This window comes from Streptomyces hesseae (genome assembly GCF_031845785.1).
Taxonomy (GTDB): domain Bacteria; phylum Actinomycetota; class Actinomycetes; order Streptomycetales; family Streptomycetaceae; genus Streptomyces; species Streptomyces hesseae.
In genome coordinates this window covers 59,984-78,133 of record NZ_JAVRFI010000023.1, presented here as the reverse complement: position 1 = coordinate 78,133, position 18,150 = coordinate 59,984, and the positions used below count along the sequence as shown (strand labels likewise).

General features: G+C 72.1%; 14 protein-coding genes and 1 tRNA gene. 5 read left to right on the top strand and 10 right to left on the bottom strand.

The genetic code is table 11. The features are described from left to right. The first annotated feature begins 15 nt into the window (after positions 1-15). On the top strand, positions 16-789 hold the full coding sequence (locus tag RM609_RS27560; RefSeq protein ID WP_311614281.1) for a glucose 1-dehydrogenase: 774 nt from the start codon (positions 16-18) through the stop codon (positions 787-789). On the opposite strand, the gene RM609_RS27555 is transcribed toward RM609_RS27560, so the two are convergent. After that, positions 779-1,840, bottom strand: a complete 1,062-nt coding sequence (locus RM609_RS27555) for a ScbA/BarX family gamma-butyrolactone biosynthesis protein (RefSeq protein WP_311614280.1) — start codon at positions 1,838-1,840, stop codon at positions 779-781. The two genes, RM609_RS27560 and RM609_RS27555, sit on opposite strands and share 11 nt — an antisense overlap. A 117-nt stretch (positions 1,841-1,957) precedes the next feature. On the opposite strand from RM609_RS27555, the gene RM609_RS27550 reads away from it, so the two are divergent. Further along, positions 1,958-2,629, top strand: a complete 672-nt coding sequence (locus tag RM609_RS27550; protein ID WP_311614279.1) for a ScbR family autoregulator-binding transcription factor — start codon at positions 1,958-1,960, stop codon at positions 2,627-2,629. 254 nt (positions 2,630-2,883) lie between these two features. Beyond that, on the top strand, positions 2,884-4,113 hold the full coding sequence (locus tag RM609_RS27545; protein WP_311614278.1) for an IS701 family transposase: 1,230 nt from the start codon (positions 2,884-2,886) through the stop codon (positions 4,111-4,113). A gap of 7 nt (positions 4,114-4,120) precedes the next feature. Here the strand turns inward: RM609_RS27545 and RM609_RS27540 are convergent, their stop codons facing one another. Continuing rightward, the gene (locus RM609_RS27540; RefSeq protein WP_311614277.1) at positions 4,121-4,624 is read right to left on the bottom strand and encodes a flavin reductase family protein; all 504 of its coding nucleotides are present in this window, start codon (positions 4,622-4,624) and stop codon (positions 4,121-4,123) included. A gap of 314 nt (positions 4,625-4,938) precedes the next feature. On the opposite strand from RM609_RS27540, the gene RM609_RS27535 reads away from it, so the two are divergent. Together RM609_RS27535 and RM609_RS27530 are read left to right on the top strand one after the other, a co-directional pair. Further along, positions 4,939-6,483, top strand: coding sequence for an acyl-CoA carboxylase subunit beta (locus RM609_RS27535; protein WP_311614299.1), 1,545 nt, complete (start codon positions 4,939-4,941; stop codon positions 6,481-6,483). A 218-nt stretch (positions 6,484-6,701) separates the two neighbouring features. Next, positions 6,702-7,544: an AfsR/SARP family transcriptional regulator gene (locus RM609_RS27530; RefSeq protein WP_311614276.1), complete on the top strand. Its 843-nt coding sequence runs from the start codon at positions 6,702-6,704 to the stop codon at positions 7,542-7,544. A gap of 188 nt (positions 7,545-7,732) precedes the next feature. Here the strand turns inward: RM609_RS27530 and RM609_RS27525 are convergent, their stop codons facing one another. The 8 genes from RM609_RS27525 to tmk all read right to left on the bottom strand — a co-directional run bounded on the left by RM609_RS27525 (position 7,733) and on the right by tmk (position 18,064). Further along, positions 7,733-8,080 (bottom strand): hypothetical protein, encoded by a 348-nt coding sequence (locus tag RM609_RS27525; RefSeq protein ID WP_311614275.1) that lies wholly within the window; start codon positions 8,078-8,080, stop codon positions 7,733-7,735. Between the two features lie 14 nt (positions 8,081-8,094). After that, positions 8,095-9,225, bottom strand: coding sequence for a Dyp-type peroxidase (locus RM609_RS27520; protein ID WP_311614274.1), 1,131 nt, complete (start codon positions 9,223-9,225; stop codon positions 8,095-8,097). Between the two features lie 448 nt (positions 9,226-9,673). Then, entirely contained in the window at positions 9,674-10,090 is a 417-nt protein-coding gene (locus RM609_RS27515) for a hypothetical protein (RefSeq protein WP_311614273.1), read from the bottom strand. 156 nt (positions 10,091-10,246) lie between these two features. Then, positions 10,247-10,921, bottom strand: a complete 675-nt coding sequence (locus tag RM609_RS27510) for a hypothetical protein (protein ID WP_311614272.1) — start codon at positions 10,919-10,921, stop codon at positions 10,247-10,249. 260 nt (positions 10,922-11,181) lie between these two features. After that, a tRNA-Thr gene (locus tag RM609_RS27505) sits at positions 11,182-11,255 on the bottom strand. 97 nt (positions 11,256-11,352) lie between these two features. Then, on the bottom strand, positions 11,353-12,987 hold the full coding sequence (locus RM609_RS27500; RefSeq protein ID WP_311614271.1) for an alpha/beta hydrolase: 1,635 nt from the start codon (positions 12,985-12,987) through the stop codon (positions 11,353-11,355). A 347-nt stretch (positions 12,988-13,334) separates the two neighbouring features. Beyond that, a complete protein-coding gene (locus RM609_RS27495; protein ID WP_311614270.1) occupies positions 13,335-14,558 on the bottom strand; it encodes a DNA polymerase III subunit delta' in 1,224 nt (407 codons plus the stop codon). A 212-nt stretch (positions 14,559-14,770) separates the two neighbouring features. Further along, positions 14,771-18,064 carry a dTMP kinase gene (gene tmk / locus RM609_RS27490; protein ID WP_311614269.1) on the bottom strand — a complete coding sequence of 1,098 codons (3,294 nt, stop codon included), beginning with the start codon at positions 18,062-18,064 and terminating at the stop codon, positions 14,771-14,773. Positions 18,065-18,150: the final 86 nt, after the last annotated feature.

The window sequence follows — 18,150 nt, the reverse complement described above, 5'->3', positions numbered from 1 at the left end:
GGCAAACTCCCCACCATGACCAGCCAGAACTCCCTCCTCCCCCACAAGGTGACCCTCGTCACCGGCGCCAGCAGCGGCATCGGCGCCGCCGCCGCCCGCGTCTTCGCCCGAGAGGGCGCCCGCGTCGTCCTCGCGGCCCGCCGTGAGGACCGCCTCGCCGCCCTCGCCGCCGAGCTCCGCGAGCAGGGCCACGAGGCCTCGTACGTCGTCACGGACGTCACCCGCCCCGAGGACGCCCGTCGCGCGGTCGAGTTCGCCGTCGAGCGGTACGGCCGCCTGGACGCCGCCTTCAACAACGCCGGCATCGGCGGCGACCGCACCCCGATGCATCTGATGGGCGACGACGCCTACGACACGATCATGGACATCAACGTCCGGGGCGTCTGGAACTGCCTGCGCCATGAGATATCCGCCATGCTGGCGACCGGCGACGGCGGTGCGATCGTCAACAACAGCAGCGTCGCGGGGCTCGTCGCCATCCCGGCCGCCGCGCCCTACGTGGCCGCCAAGCACGCGGTCGTCGGGCTGACTCGGGCCGCGGCCGACGAGTACGCGAAGCAGGGGATCCGGGTCAACGCCGTCGCCCCGGGCACCACGCGCAGCGAGATCACGGCCGACTGGTTCGACCGCAACCCGGGCCTGGAGGAGGCGGTGAACGGCATGACCCCGCAGGGCCGCACCGCGGCCCCGGAGGAGATCGCCGAGGCGGCCGCCTGGCTGCTCAGCGACCGCTCGCCGTTCCTCACCGGCGTGGTGATGCCGGTGGACGGCGGCTTCGTCAATCAGTGAGGGAGCCGGCTCCGCGCCGCAGCCCTATCCGGAAGGCGACCTCGCCCTCCTGCACCCCGGTGACCTCGACGCTCTCCGCGGCGAATGCCGTCTCCGCCGTCCCTGCCGTCTCCGTCGTCTCCAGGAAACAGGGCGCGTCGAACTCGACGTACCGGCTGTAGGCCATCGTCACATCGACCGTGCCCGCCGGGAGGTCCCCGGCCGAGGCCGCCGTCCGGGCGGCCCGGGCCGCCTGGCACGCGGCGGTGAAGAGGCCCAGTCCGGGCACATGGTCGACGGGGTGGTCGAACATCTCCTTGTTGTCCGGGTCATTGCGCAGCAGCCAGCGATCCGGGGCGCCGGTGGCGGCCAGAACGACCTCGCCGGCCCGGGAGCGCCCGACGGCCGAAGGGGCCACCGGCGCGGGTATCTCCCAGTCGCCCCAGCGCGGCGAGAGGTGGGCGCCGCGCAGCCGGCGGTAGACGCCCGGGGAAATCCAGGTGGCGAGCGACCGGGCCCGGATGATGGTCCGCGCACCGGCTCGGACCGTGAAATCCATGGCCTCGCAACCATGCCCTCGGGCATCGCGGGCATTCTCCGGTGAACACCGCAGATCGACGCTGAGAAGGAGTGGATCATTTCCTTCCGGCCGGGCCGTCGGCGCAATGCTGAAGTCCAGCTTCCGCAAGAGCGACTGATGGTCGAGCGGAACACCGAACTCGGCGTGCGAAATAGCCAGTCCGCACTGCCGGAGGGTATGCGCGGCAAGTTCCGGATCGGGCCGGGCGCCGGCCGCCGAGGCGGGCCACTCCACCGTGAGCGTGAATTCCGCCGGGCCCCGGCGCACCCAGTCCACCACGAGGACGGAGGCCTCGTCGTGGAGGTGGACCAGTTCCTTGGCGATTCTCTTGCGGCCAGGCGGGACGACCGGCCCGGCGGCAGGTCCGCCGCGCGGTTCCACGCCCTGTTCGGCGGGAGACCGGGGGGACGGTACGGTTGCCGCCTCCGAAGCCCCGGCCGATTTCGGAATTCCGGGCTCCAGCGTGCAGGATTGCTGCACCGTTACGGACATGATCCCCCCTGGGTCGCCGATGCGTGGGATTGAGCCTGGGCGGGCACTCGCGCCGAGGATACCTACCCATTGGTACAAATCAACCCTGGGGTAGCCGAACAGAAGGAGGGGGTTTCCGTGGCACAGCAGGAGCGCGCCAAGCGGACCCGTCAAGTGATTCTGGAAGCCGCCGGAATCGTCTTCGACGAGTGCGGCTATGAAGCGGCCACCATTTCCCAGATCCTGGCCCGGGCCGAGGTGACCAGGGGCGCCCTCTACTTCCATTTCAGCTCCAAGGAAGACCTGGCACGCGGCGTCCTGGACATGGCGGTGACCACGGACGGCGTGCTGCCACAGCAGTTCAAGCTCCAGGAGCTGGCCGACACCTCCCTGCTGCTCGCCCACCGCATGCCCAGGGAGCCCCTGCTGCGGGCCGCCCTGCGGCTGTCGGTCGACCAGCGGGCGCGGAAGCTGTTCGGCACCAAGTGGCCGGAGTGGATCACGGTCGGCGCCGAGCTGCTGACCGAGGCCAAGGCCCGGGGCGAACTGCTGTCCCACGTCGACCCGTACGAGACCTCGCGCTTCCTCGTGGGCGCCTGGACGGGCGTCCAGCTGATCGCCGAGGAGGTCCCCCACACCCGGGGCGACGCCCTGGTGCACGAGATCTCCCTGATGTACCAGATGCTGCTGCCGAACATCGCCGTTCCGGCCGTCCTGGCGCGGCTCGACGTCGCGCCGGACCGCCCGTTGCGGCTGTTCGAGGCGGTCCGCCCCGACGAGGGCGGCGAGGGCGACCCGGCCGGGGCCTGAGCCCGGCGGCCGACGGACGGGGTCCCACCAGCTCACCAGGGGGGTGAGCCGAACGGACCCTGACCATTGGCCAAACCTTCACCCGGTGAAACCGTTCGTATGGTTTATTTACAGTAGTCAGCCCGAGGAGTGACAAGTCCCGGGCTGGGGGGATATCCGCCTGCTCGTACCAGGCCCGTTACGCATAACCAACACGCACAGCGGATCAACATGCTTCGGAGGTCGGCCGTCCGGCCATCGCAGTGGGGGGAATGATGGGAACGGACTCGAGCCGTCCAGTCCTGGGCGACCGGGCGCCGGAACAGGTGCTGGCGGAGCTGCGCACCACGCTCTTCGCGTCGCTCCAGCGGAGCGACCAGCGCCTCCGGGCCGAACAGTACGTACGCGGCCTGCTGGCCGCCGAGGGGCGCAAGACGCTGCGGAACATCGCGGCGCAGATCGGCGGGGCCACCGCCCGGCAGAGCGTCCACCACTTCATCAGCGACTCGTCCTGGGAGTGGCGGCCGGTGCGCCAGGCCCTGGCGCGCCACGCCGAGCGGCTCCTGGAGCCACAGGCCTGGGTCGTACGCCCCACGGTGATCCCCAAGGCGGGGGTGCACTCGGTGGGGGTCGAGCCGCGCTTCCTGCCCGACCTGGGCCAGACGGTCAACAGTCAGCAGGCATACGGGGCCTGGCTGGTCTCCGGCGCGCACGCCGTGCCCGTCGACTGGCGGCTGCTGCTGACCGAGAGCTGGCTGGCCGACGCCGAGCGGCGCCGGGGCGCCGGCATCCCCGCCACCGTGCGCACCGCCACCCCAGAGGACTGCGTCAGCCAGCTGGTGCCACGGGCCGGCGGCGAGTCACCGGGCCGGGTGCCCGTCGTGGTGAACGTCGACGGGCTGGACGCCGCCGAGTGCGCCCGCCGGCTGGAGTCGCTGGGCGCCCCGCTGCTGATGCGCGTCGACGCGGCCACCCGGCTGCGGGCCGACGGCTCCGCCCTCCAGGGCTACAGCGAGCGGACGACGACCGCGGGGCAGCTGCTGGAGGCCGTGAAGCGGCTGCGCCGCCCGACCGAGTGGACCCTCACCCGCGACGACCGCCGCGACACCGTGGCCACCACCGTTCCCGTGCTGCTCCCCCGCCCCCGGCGCGACCGCGCCGGGCTCCCGGACGGCACCCCCTGGCGGCCCATGCGGCTGATCGGCGAATGGGCCGGCGGCGAGCGCCGGCAGGCCCGGCTGTGGCTCACCGACGCGACCGACCTGCCGATCGGGGCGTTATTGAGGCTGACCCGGCTGACCGCCGTCGCCGACCGCGACGCCCGGCGCATCGCCGACCAGGTGGGCATGCGGGACTTCGTGGGCCGCTCGTTCCAGGGCTGGCACCGGCATGTGACGCTCGCGTCGGCCGCCCATCTCGCCGTGGTCATGGCAGGCACCGAGGCCTTCCCGGCCACGCGCACGCCGGAGGCCGTCCCGTCCGATTCGACCGGGACGGCCGCCTGAACGAGCCTCAGGCCAGCGACGCCCCCGCCGGGATCAGCTCGTGGAAGCCGCGCTGGTAGTAGACGAGCGGCTCGCCGTCGCCCTGGTCGGCGTGGTGGACCTCGCCGATGAGGATCAGGTGGTCGCCACCGGGAATCCGCCGCTCGGTGCGGCACTCCAGCCGGGCCAGCGCGCCGGGCAGCAGCGGCAGCCCGCGCTCGGAGAGCCGCACGTCCGTCCCCGCGAACTTGTCGGCGCCCTTGCTGGCGAACTTGCCGGCCAGGCCCTCCTGGCCCTGGGCCAGCAGGTGGATGACAAAGCCCTCCGACTGGTCGAAGGCGTCGAAGCAGTTCGCCCGGTTGTCCAGGCACACCAGGACGAGTGCGGGGTCCAGGGAGACCGAGGAGAACGCACTGGCGGTGAACCCATGGCTCCGGCCGTCGGCATCGGTGGTGGTCACCACGGTGACGCCGCTGGCCCAGCGGGAGAGCGCGGCGCGGAACAGGTCGGGGGAAATCGTCTCTGTGAGCACGTCCCAAGACTGTGCGGAACCCCTAGAGCGAGGGTCGAGGAGCACCCTGTCGCCGGGGCTCGCGGGGCTCGAGACCGGATCGAGGCCCGGTGGAGACCCGGTGCCACGCCTCCGGGTCCAGGCCCGTTCGAGCTGACCTCAAGCGCCGGGCGCCACGCTGGGACCGCCGGGCGCCCTTGGCCGCAGCCAGGGCGCGCCCGCGTGTTCCCGACCGGAGAGAGGCACCCGTGAGCATCGTCGAGGATAAGCCGCTGAACGTCAGCGACCGGCCGTCCCCGGAGGCGGCCGCCGCGCCCCCCGCCGCCCCCGCGGACATGACCGGACGCGTCGCGGAGCTGGCGGACCTCCGGACTCGGGTCCTCGAAGGACCGAGCGCCAAGGCCACCGAGGCCCAGAAGGCCAAGGGCAAGCTCACCGCCCGCGAGCGCCTTGAACTCCTCTTCGACAAGGGCAGCTTCACCGAGACCGAGCCCTTCCGCCGCCACCGCGCCACCGGCTTCGGCCTGGAGGGCAAGAAGCCCTACACCGACGGCGTCATCACCGGCTGGGGCAAGGTCGAGGGCCGTACGGTCTTCGCCTACGCCCATGACTTCCGCATCTTCGGCGGCGCCCTCGGCGAGGCCCACGCCCAGAAGATCCACAAGCTGATGGACCTGGCCGAGACGGCGGGCGCGCCCATCGTGGGCCTGTGCGACGGCGCCGGCGCCCGCATCCAGGAGGGCGTCACCGCCCTCGCCGGCTACGGCGGCATCTTCCAGCGCAACGTCCGCAACTCCGGTGTGCTGCCGCAGATCAGCGTCATCATGGGCCCCTGCGCGGGCGGCGCGGCCTACTCCCCCGCGCTCACCGACTTCGTCTTCATGGTGCGCGGCACCTCGCAGATGTTCATCACCGGCCCGGACGTCGTCCAGGCGGTCACCGGCGAGAAGATCACCCAGGACGGGCTGGGCGGCGCGGACGTCCACGCCGAGACCTCCGGAGTGGCGCACAACGCCTACGACGACGAGGAGTCCGCCCTGGAGGACGTGCGCCACCTGCTGACGCTGCTCCCCTCCAACAACCGCGAACTGCCGCCCGCCGAGCCGGTGTACGACCCGGTCGACCGGCGCAACGACGCCCTGCTCGACCTCGTCCCGGCCGACCCCAACCAGGCGTACGACATGCGGGCGGTCATCGAGGAGATCGTCGACGACGGCGAGTACTTCGAGGTCCACGAGCGCTGGGCGCCCAACATCATCTGCGCCCTGACCCGGATGGGCGGCCAGGTCACCGGCATCGTCGCCAACCAGCCGCAGCGGCTGGCGGGCGTGCTGGACATCGAGTCCTCCGAAAAGGCCGCGCGCTTCGTCCAGCTGTGCGACGCCTTCAACATCCCGCTGGTGTCCCTCGTCGACGTGCCCGGCTTCCTGCCCGGCGTCGACCAGGAGCACGGCGGCGTCATCCGCCACGGCGCCAAGCTGCTCTACGCGTACTGCAACGCGACCGTGCCCCGCATCTCGCTGGTGCTGCGCAAGGCCTACGGCGGCGCCTACATCGTGATGGACTCCCGCTCCATCGGCACCGATCTCGCCCTGGCCTGGCCGATCAACGAGATCGCCGTCATGGGCGCGGAGGGCGCCGCCAACGTCGTCTTCCGCCGCGAGATCGCCGCCTCCGACGACCCCGAGGCCACCCGGCAGGCCCGGATCGCCGAGTACCGCGACGAGCTGATGCACCCTTACTACGCGGCCGAGCGCGGCCTCGTCGACGACGTCATCGACCCGGCGCTCACCCGCGCCACGCTCATCGAGGCCCTCACCATGCTGCGCAACAAGCACGCCGCCCTGCCCGCCCGCAAGCACGGCAACCAGCCTCAGTAGTGGGGCACCCGGGGCACCCCACCGGCCGCCCGGCCGGTGGGCACAACGGACGGAGCGTCATTAAAGTAGCCCCTTATTAAAATACCTACCGTTAGGTAACATGACACTCTTGGGTCCCTTCGGTAGGAATCCGTACCTGCCATGCCTACTGTCAGAATCACCCTTTCAGGTGATCGGCGCAGGGTTCATCGGTCGCGCCGGGAACAGGAGTGTGCGCAGTGAGGTTCAACCTCATCGGGCCGTTCGAGATCGTCGCGGACGACGGCCGGACCTACGTACCGAGCACCCCGAAGGTCTGTCAGGCACTGGCACTTCTCCTGACCCGGCCCAACGAGATCGTCACGGCGGACTCGCTGATCCAGGAACTCTGGGGCCAGAAGCCACCACGCAGTGCCCTCACGACGCTTCAGACGTACATCTACCACGCCCGGCGCATGTTCGTCGGTGAGGACCTGGCCGCCGCCGGCCGGACCCTCCTCGCGACACGCGCGCCGGGCTATGTCATCCAGGTCGACGACACCGAGGTCGACATCAAGATCTTCGAGCAGCTGATAGCCCGGGGACACTCCGAACTCCAGGACGGCGACCCCGAGTCGGCCGTCCACCACCTCAACCAGGCCCTGGGACTCTGGCGCGGCCCGGTGCTCTCCAGCATCCCCTCCGGCGACCTGCTCGCGGGCTCCATCGCCCACCTCGACGAGCTGCGCATCCGGGCGCTGGAGCTGCGCATAGAGGGCCAGACCCAGCTCGGCCGGCAGCGCGAGTCGATCCCCGAACTGCGCCTGCTGGTCCACGCCTACCCCCTCAACGAGTGGTTCCACGGCCAGCTGATCTCCGCCCTCCACGGCTCGGGCCGCCGCGCGGAAGCGCTCCAGGCTTACCAGAACCTCTACCGCATCCTCAACGACGAGCTGGGCCTGGAGCCCTCGCCCGAGCTCCAGCGGCTCCAGCGCGAGGTCCTCAACCCGGAGCCGTCCCAGGTCACCTCGCTCAGCCGGGTCACCGCACCGCGCGACGCACGGGCCGTGACACCGCTGTGGATGACCTCCATGACGGGCTGACATCCACGGCGAGACAAACGGGTCGGTCGGTTTAATGTTTCCTTAACACTCCGACCGCCCCGACTCCGGCCCAATGGGCGCTTTCCCGTCCGCCGCCGCCGAGCGAACCGCTGCCGAAGGGCATCAACTTGTTTCGTCGAGAAGGCGTTGGAATGCCTCCTGCACCCGGAGAGCCTTCCGCAGGTCCTTCACCGTGGCCTCCGGGATGGCGCGCAGGTAGGAGCAGGCCGCGACTTGGTGGGCGACGATGTAATCCTTGATGTTGGGGTCGCTGAGAAGTCGTCGATGTAGGCGTCCCAGTCACCGTCGAAGTTCGTGGCGAACATGAGCCGGGTGTCGTCGTCGAACAGCACCCACCTCGCGTCGTGCAGCGTACCGATGCGGGTGTTCATCTCCTCGCGCCGCTTCTCGAACCCGGGCTGCTGGAAAACCTCGCGGATCTGCTGTCCCTGGCCGGGCTTGACGTTGAAGAAGAGGGTGAACTCGTGCGTCCTCCCCTGCTTCAGCCCCGGGCGGCTCGGTGCGTTCTGGGCCATGGCGGTGTTCCTTTTTATTTGACGGCGTGTTGGGTACGGCTGGTGTCAGGTCGGTCTTCGAGGTCGCCGAGCCAGTTCAGGGCGCGGATTCCGGGCATGAAGAGGTATTCGCCTCCCTTGGTGACGGCGAAGCGGGGAAGCTGGTGGAGTCGGCGGCGCACGGGGCGTTTGGGAATGGTGAACGTGCCGGTGCCGTCGTTGTTTCCGACCAGTGGGTCCTTCTCGGTGCCCAGGCCGGCGAAGTCGCCGTCGTCGGCCCACTGGGACTTGATGAACTCGAACTGCCTGACCAGGTCGGTGCCCATGAAGATGAAGACGATGCCGCGATCGACGCCGTCGTCTTCCAGCTGTCCTTCAGGGAGCATGGGGCCGTAAGGGGCGCCCCGGCGCAGGGCCCGGTGGATTCTCACGTCCACGATGCCGTCTTCCAGGGCGTCGCGCGGGTTCATCCTGCGGATGTGGGAGCCGAGCGGGCAGCGCAGGCCGGTGGGATCTTCCTGGCGGTAGTTGAAGTCGTTGGCGCGTTGCGGGTCCGTGGCGATCGCGGCGTCGTCGTGCTCGGGGGCGAGTACCAGGGGTGCGCCGCTGGGCCAGCGGCCGACCATCTTGGCCGCGAGCAGTTCCTCTTCTTCGGCTGAGGAGGCGTTGTCCTTCAGATAGCGGCGGAACGCGCCGACGCGCAGGTGCAGCTTGCGGAAGGCCACATAGGTGCCGTTCCGGGCCAGGACACCGGGTTGGGGCATGGGCTCGGTGAGCTGCCCCAACTGGTTGGTGCAACCGAGGAGGAACTCGCCGGCCTTGATGGTCGGGCCGAAGGGCGGCAGGTAGCCGTACTCGCCGGTGCGCGTCCGCTGAAGAATGCCGGCCACGCCGGCGCCCTCGATGTCGGGTTCGCCGATGCCGTCCACGAACCCAAGGTGGGTGCGTTTGGTGGGCAGCTGGCAGGCGTCGAGCCGGTAGATCACCGATACCCCGTCCAGGGCGTCCAGGGCTTGGCGGGCGGGGGCGAGCACGGAATCGAGAGCGGCTCGGTCCGGGGCGAACACCGACAGCGCGACGTGGACATCGCTACTGCCCAGCGGGGCGTCCCAGTGCTCGGGGGCGCTTTCACCGGTGTCTCCGAGCCGTGTCGCACGGGCGGCCATCCCCTCGCGGAAGGCGGGAAGGCGAGGGGAAAGCTGTCCAGCGATGCCTGCGGTACGCCCAGGGCCCGCAGCCCGGCGCAGCTCAGTGCCACGCTCAGCCATGCTCTCTCGGGGGGATCCTGCCACCGGGCGGCCGAGGCCACATGTGGCGCCAGCAGGCGCAGCATTCGGCGACCGTCCGCCGCGTCATCGATGCGCAGAAGAATGTAGGCGCCCACGAAGGGGGAGGGACGCTGCCGCAGCACGGTGCCCTGGATGTCGTCCAGCTCCAGCACCCGGTCCGGCGGGTAAGGAACGAACCGCGATGGCATGGCTGGACCGTCTCCCGCTGCACGGATTGCCACTCTCACCAGCCACGCTAGGCACGTGTTGCGGCGGCCGCGCGTCGGCGACAGCCGTTCGGTGATCGGCGCTGTTTGTACCGACGGCGATTTGTACCGGCGGCGACTCAGTGTTCGAGTACCGCCTTGGCCAGCACGATGACCACTCCGAGCAGGAGATTGGCAGCACCGTTGAGCAGCACCATGCGTACCGTGGCACCGCCCCGTACGACCGGGACGGTTGCCCAGCAGACCTGCTCGGCCAAAGCGACGATCAGTGCAAGCCACGTGGTGCCCGTCATCCCCAGGCCGAACAGCGGGCCGATCGCCACCACGGCGGCGGGCGGAACGGCCACTTTGACGATCGGCCATTCGCGTGCGGCGACCCGACGGGCCTCCTCCCAGGTCATGGGTTGACCCGACAGCCGCTCTCCTACGAGGCGCGCGTAGACGTGCGCTGCCCAGAAGACCAGACCGGTGATGAGCAGGAGCAGCACCAACTTGATGTGAGGGAACGGGCCGAGCGTCCCGGCGGTGGTCACCACTGACGCCGCGAGGATCGAGCCGTAGACAGCCCCGGCGTAATCCGACCGTGCCCCGGCAGACGTCTTCGGCACATCCTCATGCGCGGTAGCTCGCCGTCCCACATACCCAGGATCCGCCCGCATCCACCGATGCGCCCGGCCAACGACCCACCCGGCTCACGCGGCCTTCGGCACCCGCGGACCCCGAAACGAGAACCAGAAAACGCGGCTGCTCACGACCAGCACCCAAGCCGGAAAGATCAGCTCGGACCACGGGACGCTGGTGACGACAAAGAGCAGCACCAGCGCCACGAGGAACCCGAGCCAGCCGAGCCAGCGCGGAAAGAGACCCAGGCCGCGCCCGATCGACGTAGTGGACAAGGTGAACACCGCCGCCATACGCATCCCGTAACCCAGCAGCATCGTGTAAGTGAAATGCCGTCCCAGCTCCCAGCCCTGTGGCGCTGCCGCCGGCTGCGAGGCGCCGGCCGGCCCCACCAAGCCCTCGGCCCAAGCCGAGAGCACAAACAGCATCGCGACGAACAGCAGCCCACTGCCCAGGAAAAGCGTGGCGAAGAACCGGTCCTCCCGCGCACCGATGTAATCGCGTACCGCACCCATGAACCACAGGAAGAACACCCCGCCGAACGGCACCAGAGCAAGCGCCGTCTGCAAAGCGTCACGGCGCGATGGATCGGCCACCGCGGCGGCTGCACCGTTCGCCTGGCCAGGGAGCGCGAGACGAACCAGCACGATGACCGCGGCCAACAGCAGCGCGAACAGAACCCCTGCCACACCCGCCGCCCGTGGCGCCCGCAACACCCGCGCCGGATCTCCACCCTCCACCTGCATGAGCCGCCTCCCTGCACGCGACCGCTCCGGGGCCGTCGGGCCCACCATCGTGCCGCGCAAGGGCGTTGATCGAGTGCTCAGGCGCACCCCCAGTGCGAACGATCACTCCCACGGCCCAAGTGGATCAACCGGACCGCGAAGGACCCGGTGGAGCACTGCTCGACAAGATGCCCGGCGGCGGCAGACCGGCCGCGTGAAGCGTCACGCTCCGGGCAACACAAAAGGCCAGGTCACGGACTATGTGACCTGGCCTTTGCCGGAGCCGCCTTCGGGATTCGAACCCGAGACCTACGCATTACGAGTGCGTTGCTCTGGCCAACTGAGCTAAGGCGGCAAGCTGCGTAGCCAAGATTGGCGTGTGCAGCGCGCCTAAGTCTACACAGTTTCCAGGGGTGCTCCGTACACGGTCGTCCGCGGGGGAATCCCGCAGGTCAGGAGCACTTGCGGGAGGCGGGCGGCGGGGTGCCCGTGAGGAGGTAGTCGTTGATCGCGCCGTCCACGCAGCGGCTGCCCCGGGTGTAGGCGGTGTGGCCGTCGCCGTCGTAGGTGAGCAAACGGCCGGAGGAGAGCTGGGAGGCGAGGGCACGGGCCCAGGGGTAGGGCGTCGCCGGGTCGCGGGTGGTGCCGACGACGAGGATGGGGGCGGCGCCCCGGGCCGGGATGCGGTGGGGGCCGCCCGTGGCCCGGACGGGCCAATAAGCGCAGCTCAGGGCGGACCAGGCGAAGCTGGCGCCGAGGGCCGGGGAGGCCTTCTCGAAGTCCGGGACGGCACGGCGGACGGCGGCCGGGCCGCGGAAGGCGGGCGGGAGGTCGAGGCAGTTCACCGCCGAGTTGGCGGGCATCAGATTGGTGTAGTGACCGCGCTGGTCGCGCTCGTAGTAGAGGTCCGAGAGGCGCAGCAGCAGGGCGCCGTCGCCGGTCTGGGCGTTGTGGAGGGCCTTGCGGAGGATGGGCCAGGTGGTCTCGTCGTACATGGCGGAGATCACACCCGTGGTGGCCAGGCTCTCGGTGAGCCGGCGGGAGGTGCCGGTGTCCAGCGGGTGCTGGTCGAGCCGGTCGAAGAACTGCTTGAGGCGGACGCCCGCGACATCGGGGCGGCCGCCCTCCAGCGGGCAGTCCTCGTGCTGGGCGCAGTCCGCCGCGAAGGAGGCCAGGGCCGTCTGGAAGCCCGCCGTCTGGTCGCGGTTGATCCGGCGGGCGTCGAGGCCGGGGTCCATGGCGCCGTCCAGGACGAGCCGGCCGACGCGGGAGGGGAAGAGTCCCGCGTAGGTGGCGCCGAGGAAGGTGCCGTACGAGGCGCCGACGTAGTGGAGCTTGTCGTCGCCGAGGACCGCGCGGAGGACGTCCATGTCGCGGGCCGCCTCGACGGTCGAGACATGGCCCAGCAGCTTGCCCGAGCGGGCGGCGCAGCCCTGGGCGAACTTCTTGAACGACGCCACCAGTTCGCGGACCTCGGCGGGGTCGTCCGGGGTGGTGTCGACCTGGGCGTAGGCGTCCATCTCCTTGTCGGAGAGGCAGGTGACGGGCTGGCTGGCGGCGACGCCGCGCGGGTCCATCGCGACCATGTCGTACCGGTCGCGGACGGCTGCCGGGTAGCCGGAGGCCGCGTACTCCTGGAGGAAGCCGATCGCCGAGCCGCCCGGGCCGCCGGGGTTGACCATCAGGGCGCCGAGGCGCTTGCCGGGGCCCGTGGCCTTCTTCCGGGAGACGGCGAGCTTCACGTCCTCGTAGGAGCGGGGGGCTTCGTAGTCGAGCGGGGCGCGCAGGGTGGCGCACTCGAAGTCCGCGCGCTTGCCGCCGCAGGAGTGCCAGGCGAGCCTCTGGTCGTAGTACGGCCGGAGGGCGCGCGGCAGGGCGGCGGGCAGCGGGGCCAGCTCGGGGGGCGCCGCCTGTTCGTCGGCCGCCTCGGGTGGGAGGAGGGAGGCGAAGGAGCCTGGGTCGCCCATGTGCCGCGGTCTGGCCGCCGCCGCGCCCGTCGCCACGGTCCCCGAGACGGCGGCGGAGATCAGCAGTGCCGCGGTCGCGGCGAGCGTGCCGGAGGTGCGGAACAGGCGACTGGTGTCCATCGGCTGGCCCCTCGATGTGGGAGACAGGTGGGCGTATGGCGTTCGGACATCCGTAGGACATACGGACATGCGACATGCACAGGACCACGCGGGCATACGGAGCGTATCCGGACGGATACCCGGCTTGGCCAGCCTTACGGCCCACTAGTCCTCATACGAGTGAGGAATCACCCAACCTGCGGTGTGCCCGCCATTCCTCGTACTACTCACCCTCCCCGGCCCAGCTCACCCGTTCCCCCCATCACCCGGACGAGGCACCTGTCACGGTCCCTGTCACCCGGACGGACCGCGCCCGGACGACACCTGGCGCGGCACCCGGTATGACACCCCGTACGACAGCGGGCGGTTCAGCCGGCGCGCAGCGCGACCGCCATGGCCTCGACGGCGAGCAGCGGCGCCACATTCCGGTCGAGCGCCTGCCGGCAGGCGCTGATCGCCTCGATGCGGCGCAGCGTCGCCTCGGGCCGGGAGCCGCGCGCGATGCGCTCCAGGGCGTCCCGCGCGTCGTCGTTGGCGAGCTCGACGCGCGAGCCGAGCTGTATCGCGAGCACGTCGCGGTAGAAGCCGGTCAGGTCGGTGAGGGCCAGGTCGAGGCTGTCGCGCTGGGTGCGGGTCGCGCGGCGCTTCTGGCGGTCCTGGAGCTCCTTCATGGCACCGGCGGTGCCGCGCGGCAGCCGCCCGCCCGTGCCCGCCGCCGCGCCGAGCGCGGCCCTCAGCTCCTCGGTCTCCTTGGTGTCGACCTCCTCGGCGACCTGCTTGGCGTCCTCGGCGGCGGCGTCGATCAGCTCCTGGGCCGCCTTGAGGCAGCCGCCCATGTCGGCCACGCGCAGCGGCATCTTCAGCACGGCCGCGCGGCGGGCCCGGGCGCGCTCGTCCATGGCCAGGCGGCGGGCCCGGCCGATGTGCCCCTGGGTGGCGCGGGCCGACCGGACCGCGAGCTCCGGCTCGATCCCGTCCCGGCGGACGAGGATGTCGGCCACCGCCGCCGTAGGCGGCGTACGCAGCGTCAGGGACCGGCAGCGGGAGCGGATCGTCGGCAGCACGTCCTCCAGGGAGGGTGCGCACAGCAGCCAGACCGTGCGGGGGGCGGGCTCCTCCACGGCCTTGAGCAGCACATTGCCCGCGCCTTCGGTGAGCCGGTCCGCGTCCTCCAGGACGATCACCTGCCAGCGGCCGCCGGCGGGCGACAGCTGGGCCCGGCGGACCAGTTCACGGGTCTCCTTGACGCCGATGGACAGCAGGTCCGTACGGACGATCTCCACATCCGCGTGCGTCCCGACGAGGGTGGTGTGGCAGCCCTCGCAGAAGCCGCAGCCGGGGGCGCCGCCCGTCGCGCGGTCGGGGCTGACGCACTGGAGCGCGGCGGCGAAGGCACGGGCGGCGGTGGCCCGGCCGGAGCCGGGCGGGCCCGTGAACAGCCACGCGTGCGTCATCCGGGAGGCGGCCGTCGCCTCCGCTACCGCCGAGGGATCCGTCCCGGCGACCGTGACCAGCGCGTCCGCGTCCCGCGCGGCAGCGGAGAGCTGCTCGATCACCCGGTCCTGGCCGACCAGGTCGTCCCACACCGCCATGGTTGTCCTCCGCGCGCCGTCCGGTCCTGCGGCTTCCCATTGTGGGCCACGGCACTGACAGGTCGGGCCCCGCAAGGGGCGCGGGGCAGTGTCGATATGCGGCTACCGCCGCGTGGCGCGCCCAGCCCGCAGCGCCTCGTAAGGGGCGCGGGGAACTGCGCGAGCAGCCCCCACCGGCCCGCAAGTGGCCCGCTCCGCCGCCGGCGGAGCCCCTAGCGCCGCTTACCCTCGCCGCCGTCGGCGTCCCGCTTACCGAGCAGGTCGTCCGCCAGCGTCGGAGCATCGTCCGCCCACTCGGGGCGGTGGCGCCGCGCCTTCCGCAAGGGGCGGCCGGGCCCATCGGCGCCCTCATCCTCCTCGTCGACCTGCGGCAGCTCACGCGTGCGCTCGACCTCCGGGGCGACGTCGTCGTCCTTGCGGAAGAGCCAGTCGGGCACCCGGTCCACCGGGTTCTCCGACCGCTCCGCCCGCGCGGGCCGCGCGGGCCCCGCAGGCGGCTTCGGCAGGACGGCCGTCTCCTCCGACTCCGAACCCTGGCCACGGGGGGCGTCCTGCGGCTCGACGCCCCAGGTGACGCGCGGGGTCGGCGGCATCGGCGTAACGACGGGCGGCAGCACGGCCGTCTGATCGTCGGAGCCGGCCGGGGGCCGGGGCGTCTCGACGGTCGGCGCGTCGCCGGTGTCCTTGGCGCCCTTGGCGCCCTTGCGGAAGGCAGCGGTCCCCACGACGGGCGGACGTACGGAATCGCGATCGCCGCTGTCACCCGCCGACGCCCCGGCACCGGCCTCCGCCGCACCGGCTTCCGCCACACCAGCCGCCCCGGCGGCCTCCGCCGCCCCCGCCGTCGCGGCCTCCGCCGCCACCCGGGCCTGTTCGGCCTTCAGCAGGGCCTCCTCCGCCCTGCGCTGCTTCTCCAGGCGCCGTTCCTCGGCCTCGGCGCGCAGCCGGGCCTCCTCGGCGGCCTGCTCTCGCAGGCGTTCCTGCTCGGCGGCGCGGGCGCGCTCCTCCGCCTCACGGCGGGCGCGCTCTTCCTCCGCGCGCTGACGCGCTTCCTCGGCCTCGCGGGCGCGGCGCTCCTCCTCACGGCGCGCGGCCTCCTCGGCCTCGCGCCGGGCGCGCTCCTCCTCGGCGCGCAACCGCTCCTGACGCTCGCGCTCCAGCCGCGCCTCCTCCGCCTTGCGGCGCTCTTCCTCGACCCGCCGGCGCTCCTCCTCCGCCTTGCGGGCGGCGGCCTCCGCCTCACGCGCGGCGGCCTCCGCCGCCTCCCGCTCCGCCTTGCGGCGGGCCTCCTCCTCGGCCGCCTGGCGCGCCGCCTCCAGGGCGGCCGCGCGCGCGGCCTCGCGGGCCTCGATCTCGGCGGCGGACAGCGGCAGCATCTGGTCGAGCCGGTGGCGGACGACCTCGGTGACGGCCGTGGGCTCCTGCCCGGCGTCCACCACGAGGTACCGCGCCGGGTCGGCGGCGGCCAGGGTCAGGAACCCGGTCCGGACGCGCTGGTGGAACTCCGCCGGCTCGGACTCCAGCCGGTCCGGCGCCTCCGTGAAGCGCTCGCGCGCGGTCTCGGGCGAGACGTCGAGCAGCACCGTCATGTTCGGGACGAGCCCGTCCGTGGCCCAGCGCGAGATCCGGGCGATCTCGGTGGGCGAGAGGTCGCGCCCGGCGCCCTGGTAGGCGACGGACGAGTCGATGTAGCGGTCGCTGATGACGACCGCGCCGCGCTCCAGGGCGGGCCGTACGACGGAGGCGACGTGCTCGGCGCGGTCGGCCGCGTAGAGCAGCGCCTCGGCGCGGTCGGAGAGGCCGGCCGACGCGACGTCCAGCAGGATCGCGCGCAGCCGCTTGCCGATGGGCGTGGCGCCCGGCTCGCGGGTGACGACGACCTCGTGGCCCTTGGCGCGGATCCACTCGGCGATCGCCCGCACCTGGGTGGACTTCCCGGCGCCGTCGCCGCCCTCGAAGGCGATGAAGAAGCCGGCGGGGGCCGTGCCCTCGGCGGGGTCGCCGCCGCGCACCACGTCCAGCAGGTCGCGGTGGAAGGGCACCCCGTGCCGGTCGTCGGTGCGGCCCAGCACGAGCGCGCCCACGGGCAGCAGCAGCGCGCCGACGAGCATCAGCGTGAACGCCGCCCCGCCGTGCGCGAAGACGAAGGAGCCGGACACGAGCCGGTGCGGCCCGATGACGGCGGCGAGGACGGGCGCCACGACCGCGCCCAGGGCGACGGTGAGGCGGACGACCGCGTGGAGGTGCTCGGTGTTGCGGGCCCGGCGGGCCTCCTCGGTCTCCTGATCGAGGAGGGAGTGTCCGGTGTTGGCGACGACGCCGGCGGAGCAGCCCGCCAGCAGGACGAGCAGCAGCACGGTCGTCGTGTCGGGCACCAGCCCGGCGGCGAGCAGCGCGGCGCCCGTCAGGGCGAGCGCCAGCGCGAGCAGCCGGCGGCGGGAGAAGCCGGGCAGCACCTTCCGGGCGCCGCGGATGCCCAGGACCGGACCGCCGGTGAGCGCGAGGACCAGCAGGGCGAAGCCGACGGGGCCGCCGCCCAGGTCGGCCGCCTGGAGCGCGGCGACGCCGACGGCCGCGGCGACCGCGCCCGCGATGGCCGCGCAGGACAGGACGAGCACCGGGATCGCACCCGTGCGCCCCTTGTCGGCGGCGCCGTGGGCGGCCTTGGGGCGGCGCAGGCCCTCCAGCGGAGAGCGCGCGCGAGGGGGCTTCACGCCCTCGGGCAGCGCGGGCAGCGTCAGCTGGTGGAGCACCGCACCGGACGTCGCGAAGAGCCCGGCCGCGAGGAACGAGCCGAGGGCCGCCTGGTGGAGGTGGAACCAGTCGATGCCCGAGCCGAGCAGATTGCCGATCAGGGTGATGACGAGGAGCGCGGCCGCCGCGACGGGCAGCGCGAGGTAGGTGGTGCGCAGCGACAGCCGTCGCAGCGCGTCCTGGTGGTCCGGCAGCGGGCGCACCGCGCCGCCCTCGGGCGGCGGGGCGGGCAGCAGGGCGGGGACGGCGCCGTCCTTGGCGATCGTCCAGACGCGTTCGGCGCCGCCGACGACGAAGGCTGTGACCAGCAGCCAGAGGACGGCCTGGCTCCCGGTCCAGTCGGCCCACAGGGGCGCGACGGCGAGGAGCGCGAACCGCAGCCCGTCCGCGCCGATCATCGTCCAGCGGCGATCGAGCTTGCCGGCCGGAGCGAAGAGCGAGGACAGCGGGTCCAGCAGGACCGCGCCGAGGAGGAGGGTGCCCAGCAGCCGCGCGCCGATCACGGCGGCGATCGCGAAGGCGGCGCCGCGGTAGCCGCCGCCGAAGGATCCCGCCTCGACCGTGGCCTGGAGGGCCAGCAGCAGGAGGACGAAAACGGCGAGGCCGTCGCCGACGGCCCCGGCGGACTGGGCGCTCCACAGCCGCCGCAGCGGACGGAAGCGCAGCAGGGCCCGTACGGCACGCTCGCGGGAGTCCGCGGCCAGTGCTCCGGATACGGGGCTCTCCAAAGGTGGCTGCTCGGCTCGCGTCATCCTGCCAGCCTATCCGGAGTTGTCCGGATGCCGACTGTCAATACGAACGTATATACGAACTTACGTCCGGGTCCCGGCGCCACCCA

Excerpts from the sequence above, each read along its gene's own strand:
- RM609_RS27560 (WP_311614281.1), top strand. The coding sequence starts at position 16 with ATGACCAGCCAGAACTCCCTCCTCCCCCACAAGGTGACCCTCGTCACC.
- RM609_RS27555 (WP_311614280.1), bottom strand. The coding sequence starts at position 1,840 with ATGTCCGTAACGGTGCAGCAATCCTGCACGCTGGAGCCCGGAATTCCG.
- RM609_RS27545 (WP_311614278.1), top strand. The coding sequence starts at position 2,884 with ATGGGAACGGACTCGAGCCGTCCAGTCCTGGGCGACCGGGCGCCGGAA.
- RM609_RS27535 (WP_311614299.1), top strand. The coding sequence starts at position 4,939 with ATGACCGGACGCGTCGCGGAGCTGGCGGACCTCCGGACTCGGGTCCTC.
- RM609_RS27525 (WP_311614275.1), bottom strand. The coding sequence starts at position 8,080 with ATGGCCCAGAACGCACCGAGCCGCCCGGGGCTGAAGCAGGGGAGGACG.
- RM609_RS27520 (WP_311614274.1), bottom strand. The coding sequence starts at position 9,225 with ATGGCCGCCCGTGCGACACGGCTCGGAGACACCGGTGAAAGCGCCCCC.
- RM609_RS27510 (WP_311614272.1), bottom strand. The coding sequence starts at position 10,921 with ATGCAGGTGGAGGGTGGAGATCCGGCGCGGGTGTTGCGGGCGCCACGG.
- RM609_RS27500 (WP_311614271.1), bottom strand. The coding sequence starts at position 12,987 with ATGGACACCAGTCGCCTGTTCCGCACCTCCGGCACGCTCGCCGCGACC.
- RM609_RS27495 (WP_311614270.1), bottom strand. The coding sequence starts at position 14,558 with ATGGCGGTGTGGGACGACCTGGTCGGCCAGGACCGGGTGATCGAGCAG.
- tmk (WP_311614269.1), bottom strand. The coding sequence starts at position 18,064 with ATGACGCGAGCCGAGCAGCCACCTTTGGAGAGCCCCGTATCCGGAGCA.